Here is a 15,385-nt window from a genome sequence, read left to right as displayed (position 1 = left end):
TCCTTCTCGATGCGTCGGTGGTGCGGACCGGAGAACGGCCGCAGGGCGCCGAGGAGTGACGGATGCGGGAAGCGCCTCAAATGCGTCCGGTCCCACAGGCGTCGGCGCCTGCGGACAGCCGGTACGACGGCATGACGATGCGCTCCCTCCCCCGTGAGCGACACCGTTCCCCCGGCCGCTCGGTGGTGCGCGTGGGACGGAGGGGTCGGTCTTCGTCGACGCGCGGCGATACCTTAGGCAGGCGCCCGCCGGTTCGGACAGGCGTTCACATCTCGGCCCTAGACCGACTGGCGTGAAGTCGCGTGAGTAGGGTCCGGGATCGCCGCGGCAGAAGTGCTTGCCGACCAGCTCTTACGGGCGTGCGGATGCTGTGTGCTTCATGTTCGAATTCTGTGTGGTCGACGTGGCGGTTTCCTGATGTTGGCCTGCTTTCGTCTCCCGTCGGTTCGGGATGTGAGTCGCCCTCAGGCTTCGTACGACGGTGGGAATTTCCGATTCCGGGCAGGCTTCGGCCGTTTCTGATCGGCTGTGGCGCTTAGGCTGCCGCTCATGTGCGGAATCGTGGGATACGTAGGGTCACAGTCGGCACTGGACGTCGTGATGGCCGGGCTGAAGCGGCTGGAGTACCGGGGGTACGACTCGGCGGGTGTCGCCGTGCTCGCGGACGGGGGGCTGGCCGCCGCGAAGAAGGCCGGGAAGCTGGTCAATCTGGAGAAGGAGCTGGCCGAACGGCCACTGCCGGCCGGCTCCACCGGCATCGGGCACACCCGCTGGGCCACCCACGGCGGCCCCACGGACGCCAACGCCCACCCGCACCTGGACAACGCCGGCCGGGTCGCCGTCGTGCACAACGGCATCATCGAGAACTTCGCGCTGCTGCGCGCCGAACTCGCGGAGCGCGGGCACGCGTTGACGTCCGAGACGGACACCGAGGTCGTCGCCCACCTGCTCGCGGAGGAGTTCTCCGCCACCGCCGACCTCGCCGAGGCCATGCGGCTGGTGTGCCGCCGGCTGGAAGGCGCGTTCACGCTGGTCGCCGTGCACGCCGACGAACCGGACGTGGTGGTCGGCGCCCGCCGCAACTCCCCGCTGGTGGTGGGCGTCGGCGACGGCGAGGCGTTCCTGGCCTCCGACGTCGCCGCGTTCATCGCCCACACCCGCTCCGCGATCGAGCTGGGCCAGGACCAGGTGGTGGAGCTGCGCCGGGACGGCGTCACGGTGACCGGCTTCGACGGCCGCCCCGCCGACGTCCGCTCCTACCACGTCGACTGGGACGCCTCGGCCGCCGAGAAGGGCGGCTACGACTACTTCATGCTCAAGGAGATCGCCGAGCAGCCCAAGGCGGTCGCCGACACCCTGCTCGGCCGCATCGACCCGTCCGGCTCGCTGACCCTGGACGAGGTGCGGATCAGCCCCTCCGAGCTGCGCGAGGTCGACAAGGTCGTCATCGTCGCCTGCGGCACGGCCTTCCACGCCGGTCTGATCGCCAAGTACGCCATCGAGCACTGGACCCGCATCCCCTGCGAGGTCGAGCTGGCCAGCGAGTTCCGCTACCGGGACCCGATCCTGGACGGCCGCTCCCTGGTGATCGCCATCTCCCAGTCCGGCGAGACCATGGACACCCTGATGGCGCTGCGGCACGCCCGCGAGCAGGGCTCCAAGGTGCTGGCGATCTGCAACACCAACGGCTCCACCATCCCCCGCGAGTCCGACGCCGTGCTGTACACGCACGCCGGCCCCGAGGTCGCCGTCGCCTCGACCAAGGCGTTCCTGACCCAGCTCGTCGCCTGCTACCTGGTCGCCCTGTACCTTGGCCAGGTGCGCGGCACCAAGTGGGGCGACGAGGTCCACGCGGTCATCAAGGACCTGTCCCGGATCTCGGACGAGGTGGAACGGGTGCTGGAGACCATGGAGCCGGTCCGGGCGCTGGCCCGCACCCTGGCGACGAAGAACACCGTCCTCTTCCTCGGCCGCCACGTCGGCTACCCGGTGGCCCTGGAGGGCGCGCTGAAGCTGAAGGAACTGGCCTACATGCACGCCGAGGGCTTCGCCGCCGGCGAGCTGAAGCACGGGCCCATCGCGCTGATCGAGGAGGACCTGCCGGTCGTGGTCGTCGTCCCCTCACCGCGCGGCCGGTCCCTCCTGCACGACAAGATCGTCTCCAACATCCAGGAGATCCGCGCACGAGGCGCCCGCACCATCGTCATCGCGGAGGAGGGCGACGAGACGGTCGTCCCCTACGCCGACCACCTGATCCGCGTCCCGGCCACGCCGACGCTCCTCCAGCCGCTGGTGGCCACCGTGCCGTTGCAGGTCTTCGCCTGCGAGCTGGCGACGGCCCGGGGCAACGAGGTCGACCAGCCCCGCAACCTGGCGAAGTCCGTCACGGTGGAGTGAGCCGGCCGGAACGGGACGGGGCGGACGGCCGATCGCCGTCCGCCCCGGACGCCCCGCTCGGCCCCAAGGGGCCGGCGGTCACCAGTTGATGCAGGTCTTCGGCACCCAGCCGGTCTTCTTGTCGCCGCCGTAGAACCACAGGTTGCTCTTCTTGCCGCAGGCCGTGTACGAGCCGCCCTTGTAGGCCTTGCCGTCGTTGCAGAGCGCGCCCTTGCGGCCCTTGCCCCAGATGCCGACGGCCGTGGCGGACGTCTTCGGCGAGGTGCGGACGTTGACGGTCTGCTTGGCCTTGACGTTGACGATCGCCTTGCTGCAGTCCTTCGGCGGGGTCGCCGCGGAGGCGGTACCGGCGCCGGCGACGGTACCGGTGAGGGCCGCGCCGACGAGTGCGGCGGTGGTGAGCGCGCTGCCCAGGAACCTCGACTTCAAGATCTTGTCCTCCCGTTGGGTGCGGGCGCCGCGCTGGAACGTGCGCGACGCCGGTCATCCGGAAGGCTACTGGGCACCCGCCCGGCCGTGATCTTGAGGGCGTTGTACGCGGGTGCTCAGTGGACGGACAGGCCGCCGTCCACGTGGACCGACTGGCCGGTGACATAGGCGGAGGCGCGGCTCGCCAGGAACACGGCCGCGCCCGCGAAGTCCTCGGCCAGGCCGTTGCGGCCGGTCATCGTGCGCGCGGCCAGGGCCGCCACCCGCTCCGGGTCGGCCGACAGCCGCGCGTTGAGCGGGGTCATCACGAAGCCCGGCACCAGGGTGTTGCTGGTGACCCCGTACGGCGACCACGCCTCGGCCTGCGAGCGGGCCAGCGACTCCAGCGCGCCCTTCGACACGCCGTACGCCCCGCTCTGCACGAACGCCCGGTGCGCCTGCTGGGAGCTGACGTGGATGATCCGGCCGAAGCCCCGCTCGGCCATCCCCGGCCCGAACCGCTGCCCCAGCAGGAACGGCGCCTCCAGGTTCACCGCCATGGTGGCGTCCCACACGTCCTCGCCCAGCTCTCCCAGCGGCGGACGCAGGTTGATCCCGGCGGAGTTGACGAGGATGTCGGGCTCCCCGAACACGGCCGCCGCGTCCTCGGCGGCCCGGCGCACCCCGTCCCGGCTGCCCAGATCGCCGCTCACCCACGCCGCCCGGCAGCCGTCGGCGGCCAACTCCGCGACGGTCTCGGCCAGTTCCGCCTCGCGCCGGGCCACGATCACCACCCGTGCCCCGGCCCGCGCCAGCGCCCCCGCGATGGCCCGCCCGATGCCCGAGCTGCCCCCGGTCACCAGCGCGACACGGCCGTCCAGCGAGAACAGGCCGGAGAGATAAGCGTTCGATGAGGTCATGCCCGCAGCGTAGGCGACGTGGTGTCGCCGGGACGCCGTCGGCCGGGGTCGTAGGGTGCTGGCCATGAGCATCATCGGGGTGGGCATCGACGTCGCCGAGATCGACCGGTTCCGGGCGTCCCTGGAGCGGACGCCGGGGCTGGCGGCCCGGTTGTTCGTGGAGCGCGAGCTGCTGCTGCCCAGCGGGGAACGGCGCGGCATCGCCTCGCTGGCGGCCCGGTTCGCCGCCAAGGAGGCGCTGGCCAAGGCGCTGGGGGCGCCGCCGGGACTGCACTGGACCGACGCCGAGGTGTACGTGGAGGAGAGCGGGCAGCCGCGGCTGCGGGTGAAGGGCACGGTGGCCGCGTGTGCGGCGGACCTGGGCGTCCGGGCCTGGCACGTCTCGCTCAGCCACGACGCCGGTGTCGCCTCGGCCGTGGTGATCGCCGAGGGCTGACCGCGCCGGCGCGCGGGTGTGGACGGCGGGGGATCGGGGGCAGACTCGGTGCCATGCGTACTGCGTACAGCGTGGAGACGGTAAGGGCGGCCGAACGGGCCCTGATGGCGCGGCTCCCGGAGGGAGCGCTGATGCAGCGGGCCGCCGCCGGGCTGGCCGCCGCCTGCGCCGGACTGCTCGGGCGGGTGTCCGGCAGCCGGGTGGTGCTGCTGGTCGGCAGCGGGGACAACGGCGGGGACGCCCTGTACGCGGGGGCCCGGCTGGCCCGGCGCGGCGCCGGGGTGACCGCCGTCCTGCTGGCGCCCGAACGGACCCACGCGGGCGGGCTCGCCGCGCTGCGCCGGGCGGGCGGCCGGGCCGTCACGGCGGACCGCGCCGGGGCGGCGATCGCCCGGGCCCGTCTGGTCGTGGACGGGATCGTCGGCATCGGCGGCAAGGGCGGGCTGCGGCCGGACGCCGCCCGGCTCGCCGAGGCGGTGGCGCGCTCCGGGGCCGCCGTCGTCGCCGTGGACCTGCCCAGCGGCGTCGACGCGGACACCGGCGAGGTGCGGGGGGCCGCGCTGCGCGCCGACCTGACCGTCACCTTCGGCGCGTACAAGCCCGGACTGCTGGTGGATCCCGCGCGGGAGTACGCCGGGGTGGTCCGGTTCGTCGGCATCGGCATCGAGCCGCCGCCCGCCGACGCCGTGCTCCAGGCCCTGCAACACGCCGACGTGGCACGGCTGTTGCCGACGCCGGAGGCGGAGAGCGACAAGTACCGGCGCGGGGTCGTCGGGATCGCGGCGGGCTCGGCGCGGTACCCGGGCGCGGCCGTGCTGGCCGTGTCCGGGGCGCTGCGCGGCGGGGCCGGGGCCGTACGGTACGTCGGCCCGGCCGGGGACGCGGTCCTCGCGCGCTTCCCGGAGACCCTCGTCTCCGACGCCGGACCCGCCGGGGCCGGGCGGGTGCAGGCGTGGGTGACCGGGCCGGGCGCCGGGGACGACGCGGCGACCGTGGCCGAGGTGCTGGCGACCGACGTGCCCGTGCTGCTCGACGCGGACGGGCTGCGGCTGGCCGGCCGGGACGCGGTACGGCGGCGTACGGCGCCGACGCTGATGACCCCGCACGCGGGGGAGGCCGCCGCGCTGCTGGGGGTGCGGCGCGAGGAGGTCGAGGCCGGCCGGCTGGCCGCGGTGCGCGAACTGGCCGCGGCGTACCGGGCGACGGTCCTGCTCAAGGGCTCCACGACCCTGGTCGCCGCCCCCGGGGGCGGACCGGTACGGGTCAACCCCACCGGCACGCCCTGGCTGGCCACGGCCGGCAGCGGCGACGTGCTCTCCGGCCTCGCCGGCTCCCTGCTGGCGGCCGGACTGGACGCGCTGGACGCCGGCAGCGTGGCCGCCTACCTGCACGGACTGGCGGGCCGTTTCGCCGCGGACGGCGCCCCGGCCGGGGCACACGACGTGGCGGCCCACATCCCGCAGGCGTGGCGGAACGTACGGGACTGAGGCGCCGGATGCCGGCGGCCGGCCCCGGGCGCTGCCCTTCCCGGTTTGCCCGGGTGCTGCCGGCTGTCGGCCCGCGTGGGTTCGAGGCGCCGGGTTTCCGGGTCTGCCCGGACCTCCGGGTGGCCGCCGGGCCGTGTGGGTCCGGGGCGCCGGGCTCCTGTGGCCCGGCCTGCCCTGGCCGGTGTCGGTGGCGCTGCGCGTCCCGCCGGTCGGGGTGGTGCCCTTGCCCGGGCGGCGGCGGGGGGGGGCGGGCCGTGCGGGTTCGGGGGGCCGTCGCTCTCGGGGCGGGCCGGTGGCGCCGGGGGCCGTCGGCGGGCTCTGAGAGACTGGGGCGCGATGACTGAGACAGCAGCTGAGCCGACCGCCGCCCTGCGCGCCCGCGCCGAGATCGATCTGGGCGCCCTGCGCGCCAACGTGCGCGCCCTGCGCGCCCGGGCGAAGAGCGCCGCCGTGATGGCCGTCGTCAAGTCCGACGGTTACGGACACGGCGCGGTGCCGTGCGCCCGTGCCGCGCTCGCGGCCGGCGCCACCTGGCTCGGCACGGCCACCGCCGAGGAGGCCCTCGCGCTGCGCGCCGCCGGGCTGTCCGGCCGCGTGCTGTGCTGGCTGTGGGCGCCGGGCGGCCCCTGGCGGCAGGCCGTCGAGGCCGACATCGACGTGTCGCTCAGCGGCATGTGGGCGCTGCGCGAGGTCACCGCCGCCGCCCGCGCGGCGGGCCGGCCCGCGCGCGTGCAGCTCAAGGCCGACACCGGGCTCGGCCGCAACGGCTGCCAGCCCGGCGCCGACTGGGCCGAACTGGTCGGCGCCGCCCTGCGCGCCGAGGCCGAGGGCTTGGTCCGCGTCACCGGACTGTGGTCCCACTTCGCGTGCGCCGACGAACCGGGCCACCCCTCCATCGCCGCCCAGCTCACCCGCTTCCGGGAGATGGTGGCGTACGCCGAGGAGCGCGGCGTACGCCCCGAGGTGCGGCACATCGCCAACTCGCCGGCCACCCTCACCCTGCCCGAGACCCACTTCGACCTGGTCCGCACGGGCATCGCGATGTACGGCGTCTCGCCCAGCCCGGAGCTGGGCACCCCGGCGGACTTCGGGCTGCGCCCGGTGATGACGCTCAGCGCCTCGCTGGCCCTCGTCAAGCGCGTCCCGGGCGGCCACGGCGTCAGCTACGGCCACCATTACGTCACCCCCGGCGAGACCACCCTCGGCCTCGTGCCGGTCGGCTACGCGGACGGCGTCCCGCGGCACGCCTCGGGCACCGGTCCGGTGCTGGTCGACGGCAAGTGGCGGACGGTGGCCGGACGGGTCGCCATGGACCAGTTCGTGGTGGACCTCGGCGGCGACGAGCCCCCGGTGGGCACCGAGGCGGTGCTCTTCGGACCGGGCGACCGGGGCGAGCCCACCGCCGAGGACTGGGCGCAGGCCTGCGGCACGATCGCGTACGAGATCGTCACCCGCATCGGCACCCGGGTCCCCCGCGTCCATGTGAACGAGCGGGAAGCCGGGTAACCCGTCCCGGCGGCGGCCCGCACTTCCGGCCCCACCGGCGGTGCCTGGTCCCACCCGCACCCCGGCGGCACCGTCCGTTTCACCCACCCAGGCGAAGTCCAGCAGGCGAAGAGGAGCGGTACGTGAGCGAGAGCAGCGCGGAGGCCGTGGCGGACGTCGTCGCCTCGGCCGCCGCCGTCTCCGCCGCGCGGGCGGCCGGGAGCTGGCGCAGGGCGACCGGCATCGCCGGTGCCGCGCTGGGCGTCCTCGCCGCGGGCGCGGCGGCCGGTGTCGCCGTGGAGCGGATGACGGTGGGGCGCGGGATGCGCCGCAAGGCCCGGCTGGCGCTGGACGCGACGGGCCCGTACGGCACCCTGCGCGGCACCCCCGGCACGGCGCACGCCGACGACGGGACCGAGCTGTACTACGAGGTCGACGAGACGGAGTCCGACCGGGAACCGGAGGTCTCCCCGCGCCGGCGCCGGCTGTTCGGCCGCAAGGCGCCCGCCCCGGTCACCGTGGTCTTCTGCCACGGCTACTGCCTCAGCCAGGACTCCTGGCACTTCCAGCGGGCCGCCCTGCGCGGGGTGGTCCGGACCGTGCACTGGGACCAGCGCAGCCACGGCCGGTCCGCGCGGGGCGTGGCGCAGACCCGGGACGGGGAGCCCGTCACCATCGACCAGCTCGGCCGGGACCTGAAGGCCGTGCTCGACGCCGCCGTGCCCGACGGCCCGGTGGTGCTGGTCGGCCACTCCATGGGCGGGATGACGGTGATGGCGCTGGCCGCCCAGTACCCCGAGCTGATCCGGGACCGGGTGGTCGCCGCCGCCTTCGTGGGCTCGTCGTCCGGAAGGCTCGGCGAGGTCAACTTCGGGCTCCCGGTGGCCGGCGTCAACGCGGTGCGCCGGGTCCTGCCCGGGGTGCTCCGGGCCCTCGGCCGGCAGGCGGAGCTGGTGGAGAAGGGGCGCCGGGCCACCGCCGACCTGTTCGCCGGGATCATCAAGCGGTACTCGTTCGCGGGCCGGGACGTCGACCCGGCGGTGGAACGGTTCGCCGAGCGGATGATCGAGTCCACCCCGATCGACGTCGTCGCCGAGTTCTACCCGGCGTTCGCCGACCACGACAAGACGGAGGCGCTCGCCCGCTTCCGGGACGTGCCGGTGCTGGTGCTGGCCGGCGTGCGGGACCTGGTCACGCCCAGCGAGCACAGCGAGGCCATGGCCGGCCTGCTGCCGGACGCCGAGCTGGTGCTCGTGCCGGACGCCGGGCACCTGGTGATGCTGGAGCACCCGGAAGCGGTCACCGACCGGCTCGCCGACCTGCTCACCCGCGCGGGCGCCGTGCCCGCAGGGGCTACCGTAAGAGGCTATGGAACGACCAGCAGCACCAGCAGCGCACGAGGCCGCTGAGATCCGCCTGACGATCACCTCCCCCGAGCAGATGCGGGAGCTGGGCCGACGGCTGGCCAAGCTGCTGCGCGCGGGCGACCTGGTGATGCTCAGCGGGGAACTCGGCGCGGGCAAGACGACCCTGACCCGCGGGCTCGGCGAGGGCCTCGGCGTACGCGGCGCGGTGACCTCGCCGACCTTCGTGATCGCCCGGGTCCACCCGTCCCTCGGCGACGGCCCGCCCCTCGTGCACGTCGACGCCTACCGCCTGGCCGGCGGCCTGGACGAGATGGAGGATCTGGACCTCGACGTCTCGCTGCCCGACTCGGTGATCGTCGTGGAGTGGGGCGAGGGCAAGGTCGAGGAACTGACCGAGGACCGCCTCCAGGTCACCATCCACCGCGCGGTCGGCGACACGACGGACGAGGTCCGGCACGTGACCCTGACCGGGCTGGGGGAGCGCTGGTCCGAGGCGGACCTGGCGACGCTGACGGGCTGAGCATCCGCGCACCGGGGGCGGCCGGGCGAGGGACGCGCGGCCGGCCGGCGGCGCCGCCCCCGACGGGCGACGCGGCCTCAGCGGATCACCACGACCGGCACCCCGATGGTGGCGAACCGCCACATCGCGTCGCCGTCCCCGCGGTTCTCCCGGATCCCGCCCGTCTTCACGCTCGGCTCGGCCGGCAGCTCCGAGCCGCTGTGCACCGCCGCGCTGAACCCGATCACCACCCCGTCCACGCTGGTGAACCGCACCACGTGCTCGACGGGCAGCCCGTCCGTGCCGGTGGCCGTGTGGGAGCGGGAGGTGACCCAGTACGTGCCCGGTGCCGGGTCCACACTGCCCGGCCGCACCGTGAAGGTGCGCTGCACCCGGTCGCCGGGGGCGACCAGCCAGACCCGGGCGTCGTCCACCGAGTACACCACCCGTTCACCCGATCCGGAGCCGCCCGGCAGGGCGGTCGGGTGGTGCCGGTCCCGTGGCGCCTTCGCCTTCGCCGCGGCGGACGCGCTCGCCGCCGGCCCGTCGCGCAGCGCGGCCGGCACGGTCGCCTGGGCGCGGAACGCCAGGAAACCGACCGTTCCCAGGGCCGCCGCGGTGAGGCCGGCCACGATCGCCGAGCTGGTCCCTGCCACCTGCGCCCACCTCTGCTTCGAGTCCGTTTCGGGTTATATGCCCTATTCGTCCAGACCGTAGCAGTCGGTGGCCGTCCGTCCCCGGCGGCCGTGCGCGAGCCGCGGGCGCCGTAGGCTGTTCGCGTGCTCTTGCTCGCTCTGGATACCGCAACACCCGCCGTCACCGTCGCGCTGCACGACGGCACGGACGTCATCGCCTCGTCGAGCCAGGTGGACGCGCGCCGGCACGGAGAGCTGCTGCTGCCGGCCGTCGACCGGGTCCTCACCGAGGCCGGACTGAAGCTGGAGGCCGTCACCGGCGTCGTCGTCGGCACCGGCCCCGGCCCCTACACCGGACTGCGCGTCGGCCTGATGACCGCCGACACCTTCGGCCTGGCGCTCGGCGTCCCGGTGCACGGCGTGTGCACGCTGGACGGCCTCGCCTACGCCGCCGACATCGAGACGGGCCCCTTCGTCGTGGCGACCGACGCCCGGCGCAAGGAGGTCTACTGGGCGACGTACGCCGACTCCCGCACCCGGTTGACCGACCCGGCCGTGGACCGCCCCGCCGACATCGCCGAGCGCGTCGCGGGCCTCCCTGCCGTCGGCGCGGGCGCGCTGCTCTACCCGGACACGTTCCCGAGCGCCCACGAGCCCGAGCACGTGTCCGCCGCCGCGCTCGCCTCGCTCGCGGCGGAGCGGCTGGCCGCGGGCGGCGAACTGCCCGCGCCCCGGCCGCTGTACCTGCGCCGCCCGGACGCCCAGGTCCCCAAGAACTACAAGGTGGTCACCCCCAAGTGACACAGCCGGCACCTCCCCGACTGCGCGAGATGCGCTGGTGGGACATCGACCCGGTCCTGGGGCTGGAACGGGACCTGTTCCCCGAGGACGCCTGGTCCCGGGGGATGTTCTGGTCCGAGCTGGCCCACGCCCGGGGCCCCGAGGCCACCCGGTGCTATCTCGTCGCCGAGGCCGTACCCGACGGCCGGATCGTCGGGTACGGCGGCCTGGCCGCGGCCGGTGACGTGGCCGACGTCCAGACCATCGCCGTCGCCCGTGACCACCAGGGCACCGGCCTCGGCGGCCGCCTGCTGGCGGAACTGCTGCGCGCGGCGACCGCGTTCGAGTGCCCCGAGGTGATGCTCGAGTGCCGGGTCGACAACGTCCGCGCCCAGAAGCTCTACGAACGCTTCGGCTTCGTCCCCGTCGGCTTCCGGCGCGGCTACTACCAGCCCGGCAACGTGGACGCCCTGGTGATGCGCCTGACCACGGGATCCGACAGCGGCCCCGCCGCCGGATCCGCCCCCGTACAAGGAACCGAGAGCAATGACTGACTCACGCGACGAGCCTCTCGTACTCGGCATCGAGACCTCCTGCGACGAGACCGGCGTCGGCATCGTCCGCGGCACCACCCTGCTGGCGGACGCCGTCGCCTCCAGCGTCGACGAGCACGCCCGCTTCGGCGGTGTCGTACCGGAGGTGGCCTCCCGCGCCCACCTGGAGGCGATGGTCCCCACCATCGACCGCGCGCTGAAGGAGGCGGGGGTCGGCGCCAAGGACCTGGACGGCATCGCGGTCACCGCGGGCCCCGGCCTCGCGGGCGCCCTGCTCGTCGGCGTCTCGGCCGCCAAGGCGTACGCCTACGCCCTCGGCAAGCCCCTGTACGGCGTCAACCACCTCGCCTCCCACATCTGCGTGGACCAGCTGGAGCACGGTCCGCTGCCCGAGCCGACGATGGCCCTGCTGGTCTCCGGCGGCCACTCCTCCCTGCTGCTGTCCACGGACATCACCTCCGACGTGCGCCCGATGGGCGCGACCATCGACGACGCGGCCGGGGAGGCCTTCGACAAGATCGCCCGGGTGCTGAACCTGGGCTTCCCCGGCGGCCCGGTCATCGACCGCTACGCCAAGGAGGGCGACCCGGAGGCGATCGCCTTCCCGCGCGGCCTGACCGGCCCCCGCGACCCGGCGTACGACTTCTCCTTCTCCGGTCTGAAGACCGCCGTGGCCCGCTGGATCGAGGCCAGGCGCGCGGCCGGCGAGGAGGTCCCGGTCCGCGACGTGGCCGCCTCCTTCCAGGAGGCCGTGGTCGACGTGCTGACCCGCAAGGCCGTCCGCGCCTGCAAGGACGAGGGCGTGGATCACCTCATGATCGGCGGCGGGGTCGCGGCCAACTCCCGGCTGCGCGCCCTCGCCCAGGAGCGCTGCGAGGCGGCCGGCATCCGGCTGCGCGTGCCGCGCCCCAAGCTGTGCACGGACAACGGCGCGATGGTGGCCGCGCTGGGCGCCGAGATGGTCGCCCGCAACCGGGCCGCCTCCGACTGGGACCTGTCGGCGGACTCCTCCCTGCCGGTGACCGACCCGCACGTCCCCGGGCGTGGCCACGACCACGACCATGTGCACGAGGTCAGCAAGGAGAACCTGTACTCGTGACCGTCGCCCTGATGTGGGAGGCGCGGGCGGCCGACGGGCGGGGCGCCGACCTGCTCGCCTGGGCCCGCGCCCAGCGCCTTGCCGAGGAGCCGCTGCGCCGGGAGACCTTCCGCGCGCCGCGGGACCGGGTACTGGTCGTCACCTGGTGGGACGCGCCGTACGACGCCCCGCTCCCGGAACTGCCCGAGCCGGACCCGGAGTTGGTGACCCGGACCGTGCACCGGTGGCGGTTCGAGTCGGTGGGGGACGACTGAGACCGCGCACGGGGCAACCGAGGTTGCGGAGGCACCCCCTTCCTGCGCTATGATCATCACACAGCGAACGGCCGGAACACCGGCCCGGAGCACGTGCGTTGGTGGTCCAAGGAAAGACGCCCCGCTTCCTGCGGGGAGATGCAGGTGCAAGGCCTGCCCGGCGCTCCACTCGAACACCCCGCCCCCGGGACACCGGAGGCGGGGTGTTCGCGTTGTGGCGTCAAGGCGGGCCTTCGTCGAATGTTTCGATAGTCGAGCCGAATGTTCCGAAGCCCCGTGCGGGGCACACTTCTTCGTCCCGCGTCTCCGCGCGGATACGATCGCTCGCATGAAGCCTCCGAAGCCCGCAGAAACACAGACGGCGACCCTCGCCGAGATCGCCCGGGAGGCCGGGGTCTCTGCTCCGACTGTTTCGAAGGTCCTCAACGGCCGTGCCGACGTCGCCCCGGCGACCCGCGCCCGGGTCGAGGAGCTGCTGCGCGCCTACGGCTACCGGCGCCGACGTGCCGAGGCGTCCCGTTCGCCGCTGATCGACCTCGTCTTCCACGAGCTGGAGAGCGCCTGGGCGCTGGAGGTCATCCGGGGCGTGGAGAACGTGGCCAGGGACGCCGGACTGAGCGTGGTGCTCTCCGAGTCGGCGGGCCGGCTCACCCCCGGCCGCACCTGGGCCGACCAGGTCGCCGCCCGCCGCCCGCACGGCGTGGTGCTGGTGCTGTCCGACCTCGACGAGTCCCAGCGGGCCCTGCTGACCAGCCGCTCCATCCCGTTCGTGGTGATGGACCCGGCCGGCGACCCGGGACCGGACGTGCCCTCCATCGGCGCCACCAACTGGCAGGGCGGGCTCGCCGCCACCCGGCACCTGGTGGAACTCGGCCACACCCGGATCGGCGCGATCAGCGGCCCCTCCCGGATGATGTGCAGCCGGGCCCGGATCGACGGCTACCGGGCGGCCCTGGAGACGGCCGGGCTGCCCGCGGACCCCTCGCTGGTCCTCGCCGGCGACTTCCACCACGACGCCGGCTACCGGCTGGGCCTGGAGCTGCTGCGCCGCCCGGACCGGCCCACCGCCGTCTTCGCGGGCAATGACCTCCAGGCCCTCGGTCTGTACGAGGCCGCCCGCGAACTGGGGCTGCGCGTCCCGGAGGACCTCAGCGTGGTCGGCTTCGACGATCTGCCGGTGGCCCGCTGGGTGGGCCCGCCGCTGACGACCGTACGGCAGCCGCTGACCGAGATGGCCGAGGCCGCGGCCCGGCTGGTGCTGGAGCTGGGGCGGGCCGAGGACGAGCGGACGACGACCCGGGTGGAGCTGGCGACGAGCCTGGTCGTGCGCTCCAGCACGGCGGCTCCCGCGGCGGCCGGAGGCTGACGCCCCGACGGGCGGGGCACGCGCCGACGGTGACGCCGAGGTGAGCGGTCGGTGTCGTCGGATGAGAATTTCACAAGAAAACCGGCTCGCGCCGAAACGGCCGACTATCCGTTCATCATTCGGACTTATGTTCCTGTCGTGACGCGACACGAGGAGCAAGGCGACACGGGCAGACGCGTGGGCCGGCGGCCGAAAGCGCTCAAAATCGCCGGCCTGACCCTGACGGGCGCCCTGGTGCTGGCCGCCGCGACGGCGGGCTGGGCGTACTGGCACCTGAACGGCAACATCACCAGCGTCGACATCGACAGCGCGCTCGGCGACGACCGGCCCGCCCGCGCGGTGCTCACCCCCGCCCCGGCCGCCTCCGCCGACGCCTCCCCGGTGGACGCCGGCTCGCTGAACATCCTGGTCCTCGGCTCGGACTCGCGCAGCGGCGCGGCCAACCGGGAACTGGGCGGCGGGGACAGCGAGGGCGCCCGGTCCGACACGGCGATGGTCGTGCACCTCGACGCGGGCCGGACGGCGGCGACCGTGGTCAGCATCCCGCGCGACACGCTCGTCACCCGCCCGTCCTGCCCGCTGGACTCGGGCGGCACCTCGGCACCGGCGTACGGCGCGATGTTCAACAGCGCCTACGCGGTGGGCGGTCCGGTCTGCGCGGTGAAGACCGTGGAGACCCTCACCGGCGTCCGCATGGACCACTACCTCGAAATCGACTTCTCCGGTTTCGCCCGGCTGGTCGACGCGCTCGGCGGGGTGGACGTCACCACCGAGCAGGACATCGACGACGACCAGAGCCACCTCCACCTGAAGGCCGGCACCCACCATCTGGACGGCACGCGGGCGCTGGCCCTCGCCCGCACCCGGCACGGCATCGGCGACGGCAGCGACCTGGGCCGCATAGGACTCCAGCAGACGCTGGTGAAGGCCCTGCTGGAGCAGGTCTCCGGTGCCGGGCTGCTGACCGACCCGGCGCGGCTCTACCAGGTCGCCGACGCCGTCACCGCCGGCCTCACCACCGACACCGGCCTGGACTCCCTGGGCGAGCTGATGAGCCTCGGCCGCAGCCTGGAGGACCTGACCGCCGACCGGGTGAGGACCGTGACGATGCCGGTCGTGACGGCCCCCTCCGACCCCAACCGGGTGATCCCCGAGGAACCCCGGGCGGGCGAACTCTGGGCATCCCTGCGCTGAGGTCCGGGGCGCGGAAGAATTCCCGCGACTTTTTTCCGGCCGGGTGTCGATCCGGGCGTCTCCCGTTCGACGTACAGGTGAGCGGCGGGGAACGGCCCCGCCGCCCGACCCAGGGAGACACCATGCCCCGCTACCTCTCGATCGTGCGCCTCGACGAGTCCGCCGCGCCCGCCGAGGGCCCCGGCCCGGAGCTGATGCAGCGGATGGGCGAGCTGATCGAGGAGATGACCAAGGCCGGCGTCCTGCTCGACACCGCCGGGCTGACCCCCGCCGCGCAGGCCGTCCGGGTGGACTGGGACGGCGAGCGGACCTCCGTCACCGACGGGCCGTACACCGAGGCCAAGGAGGTCGTCGGCGGCTACGCGCTCATGCAGTGCAAGGACCGCGCCGAGGCCGTGGAGTGGACCCGCCGCTTCCTCGGCATCCACGGCCCGGACTGGACCATCGCCTGCGAGCTGCGGGAGATCGCCGAGGGCTGAGCCGTTTGGCCCGGGGGCCCGGACG

General features: G+C 74.4%; 16 protein-coding genes and 1 tRNA gene. 14 read left to right on the top strand and 3 right to left on the bottom strand.

The window, feature by feature from the left end:
* The first annotated feature begins 549 nt into the window (after window positions 1–549).
* The gene (gene glmS / locus ACZ4W9_RS01860) at window positions 550–2,397 is read left to right on the top strand and encodes a glutamine--fructose-6-phosphate transaminase (isomerizing) (RefSeq protein WP_467932514.1); all 1,848 of its coding nucleotides are present in this window, start codon (window positions 550–552) and stop codon (window positions 2,395–2,397) included.
* A 78-nt stretch (window positions 2,398–2,475) separates the two neighbouring features.
* Here glmS and ACZ4W9_RS01855 read toward each other — a convergent pair whose 3' ends face one another.
* A complete protein-coding gene (locus tag ACZ4W9_RS01855; protein ID WP_467932513.1) occupies window positions 2,476–2,826 on the bottom strand; it encodes a hypothetical protein in 351 nt (116 codons plus the stop codon).
* A gap of 116 nt (window positions 2,827–2,942) precedes the next feature.
* Window positions 2,943–3,725, bottom strand: coding sequence for an SDR family NAD(P)-dependent oxidoreductase (locus tag ACZ4W9_RS01850; RefSeq protein ID WP_467932512.1), 783 nt, complete (start codon window positions 3,723–3,725; stop codon window positions 2,943–2,945).
* Between the two features lie 64 nt (window positions 3,726–3,789).
* On the opposite strand from ACZ4W9_RS01850, the gene ACZ4W9_RS01845 reads away from it, so the two are divergent.
* From ACZ4W9_RS01845 to tsaE, 5 genes are all read left to right on the top strand, one after another.
* Window positions 3,790–4,161 carry a holo-ACP synthase gene (locus tag ACZ4W9_RS01845; RefSeq protein WP_467932510.1) on the top strand — a complete coding sequence of 124 codons (372 nt, stop codon included), beginning with the start codon at window positions 3,790–3,792 and terminating at the stop codon, window positions 4,159–4,161.
* Between the two features lie 53 nt (window positions 4,162–4,214).
* Window positions 4,215–5,648: an NAD(P)H-hydrate dehydratase gene (locus tag ACZ4W9_RS01840; RefSeq protein WP_467932509.1), complete on the top strand. Its 1,434-nt coding sequence runs from the start codon at window positions 4,215–4,217 to the stop codon at window positions 5,646–5,648.
* Between the two features lie 336 nt (window positions 5,649–5,984).
* Entirely contained in the window at window positions 5,985–7,154 is a 1,170-nt protein-coding gene (alr, locus tag ACZ4W9_RS01835) for an alanine racemase (RefSeq protein ID WP_467932508.1), read from the top strand.
* Window positions 7,155–7,276: 122 nt separating this feature from the next.
* Complete coding sequence (locus ACZ4W9_RS01830; protein ID WP_467932507.1) at window positions 7,277–8,542, top strand: alpha/beta fold hydrolase; 1,266 nt, start codon at window positions 7,277–7,279, stop codon at window positions 8,540–8,542.
* On the top strand, window positions 8,502–9,020 hold the full coding sequence (tsaE, locus tag ACZ4W9_RS01825) for a tRNA (adenosine(37)-N6)-threonylcarbamoyltransferase complex ATPase subunit type 1 TsaE (RefSeq protein ID WP_467932506.1): 519 nt from the start codon (window positions 8,502–8,504) through the stop codon (window positions 9,018–9,020). Before ACZ4W9_RS01830 ends, tsaE begins: the two co-directional genes overlap by 41 nt.
* A 77-nt stretch (window positions 9,021–9,097) precedes the next feature.
* Here the strand turns inward: tsaE and ACZ4W9_RS01820 are convergent, their stop codons facing one another.
* The gene (locus tag ACZ4W9_RS01820; RefSeq protein WP_467932504.1) at window positions 9,098–9,655 is read right to left on the bottom strand and encodes a hypothetical protein; all 558 of its coding nucleotides are present in this window, start codon (window positions 9,653–9,655) and stop codon (window positions 9,098–9,100) included.
* A gap of 123 nt (window positions 9,656–9,778) precedes the next feature.
* Here ACZ4W9_RS01820 and tsaB point away from each other — a divergent pair, with 123 nt between their 5' ends.
* The 8 genes from tsaB (at window position 9,779) to ACZ4W9_RS01780 (ending at window position 15,360) form a co-directional block, all read left to right on the top strand.
* Window positions 9,779–10,435, top strand: coding sequence for a tRNA (adenosine(37)-N6)-threonylcarbamoyltransferase complex dimerization subunit type 1 TsaB (gene tsaB / locus ACZ4W9_RS01815; RefSeq protein WP_467932503.1), 657 nt, complete (start codon window positions 9,779–9,781; stop codon window positions 10,433–10,435).
* A gap of 29 nt (window positions 10,436–10,464) precedes the next feature.
* A complete protein-coding gene (rimI, locus tag ACZ4W9_RS01810) occupies window positions 10,465–10,968 on the top strand; it encodes a ribosomal protein S18-alanine N-acetyltransferase (protein WP_467932758.1) in 504 nt (167 codons plus the stop codon).
* Window positions 10,961–12,067: a tRNA (adenosine(37)-N6)-threonylcarbamoyltransferase complex transferase subunit TsaD gene (tsaD, locus tag ACZ4W9_RS01805; RefSeq protein ID WP_467932502.1), complete on the top strand. Its 1,107-nt coding sequence runs from the start codon at window positions 10,961–10,963 to the stop codon at window positions 12,065–12,067. Before rimI ends, tsaD begins: the two co-directional genes overlap by 8 nt.
* On the top strand, window positions 12,064–12,321 hold the full coding sequence (locus ACZ4W9_RS01800; protein WP_467932500.1) for a hypothetical protein: 258 nt from the start codon (window positions 12,064–12,066) through the stop codon (window positions 12,319–12,321). Before tsaD ends, ACZ4W9_RS01800 begins: the two co-directional genes overlap by 4 nt.
* Before the next feature lie 95 nt (window positions 12,322–12,416).
* Window positions 12,417–12,489, top strand: a tRNA-Gly gene (locus ACZ4W9_RS01795).
* Window positions 12,490–12,649: 160 nt separating this feature from the next.
* Window positions 12,650–13,687 carry a LacI family DNA-binding transcriptional regulator gene (locus ACZ4W9_RS01790; RefSeq protein WP_467932499.1) on the top strand — a complete coding sequence of 346 codons (1,038 nt, stop codon included), beginning with the start codon at window positions 12,650–12,652 and terminating at the stop codon, window positions 13,685–13,687.
* Between the two features lie 138 nt (window positions 13,688–13,825).
* A complete protein-coding gene (locus ACZ4W9_RS01785) occupies window positions 13,826–14,881 on the top strand; it encodes an LCP family protein (RefSeq protein WP_467932498.1) in 1,056 nt (351 codons plus the stop codon).
* Between the two features lie 122 nt (window positions 14,882–15,003).
* Window positions 15,004–15,360, top strand: coding sequence for a YciI family protein (locus ACZ4W9_RS01780; protein WP_467932496.1), 357 nt, complete (start codon window positions 15,004–15,006; stop codon window positions 15,358–15,360).
* Window positions 15,361–15,385: the final 25 nt, after the last annotated feature.

This window comes from Streptomyces sp. NPDC029296 (assembly GCF_055569255.1).
This window is presented reverse-complemented; position numbering and strand designations above follow the sequence as displayed.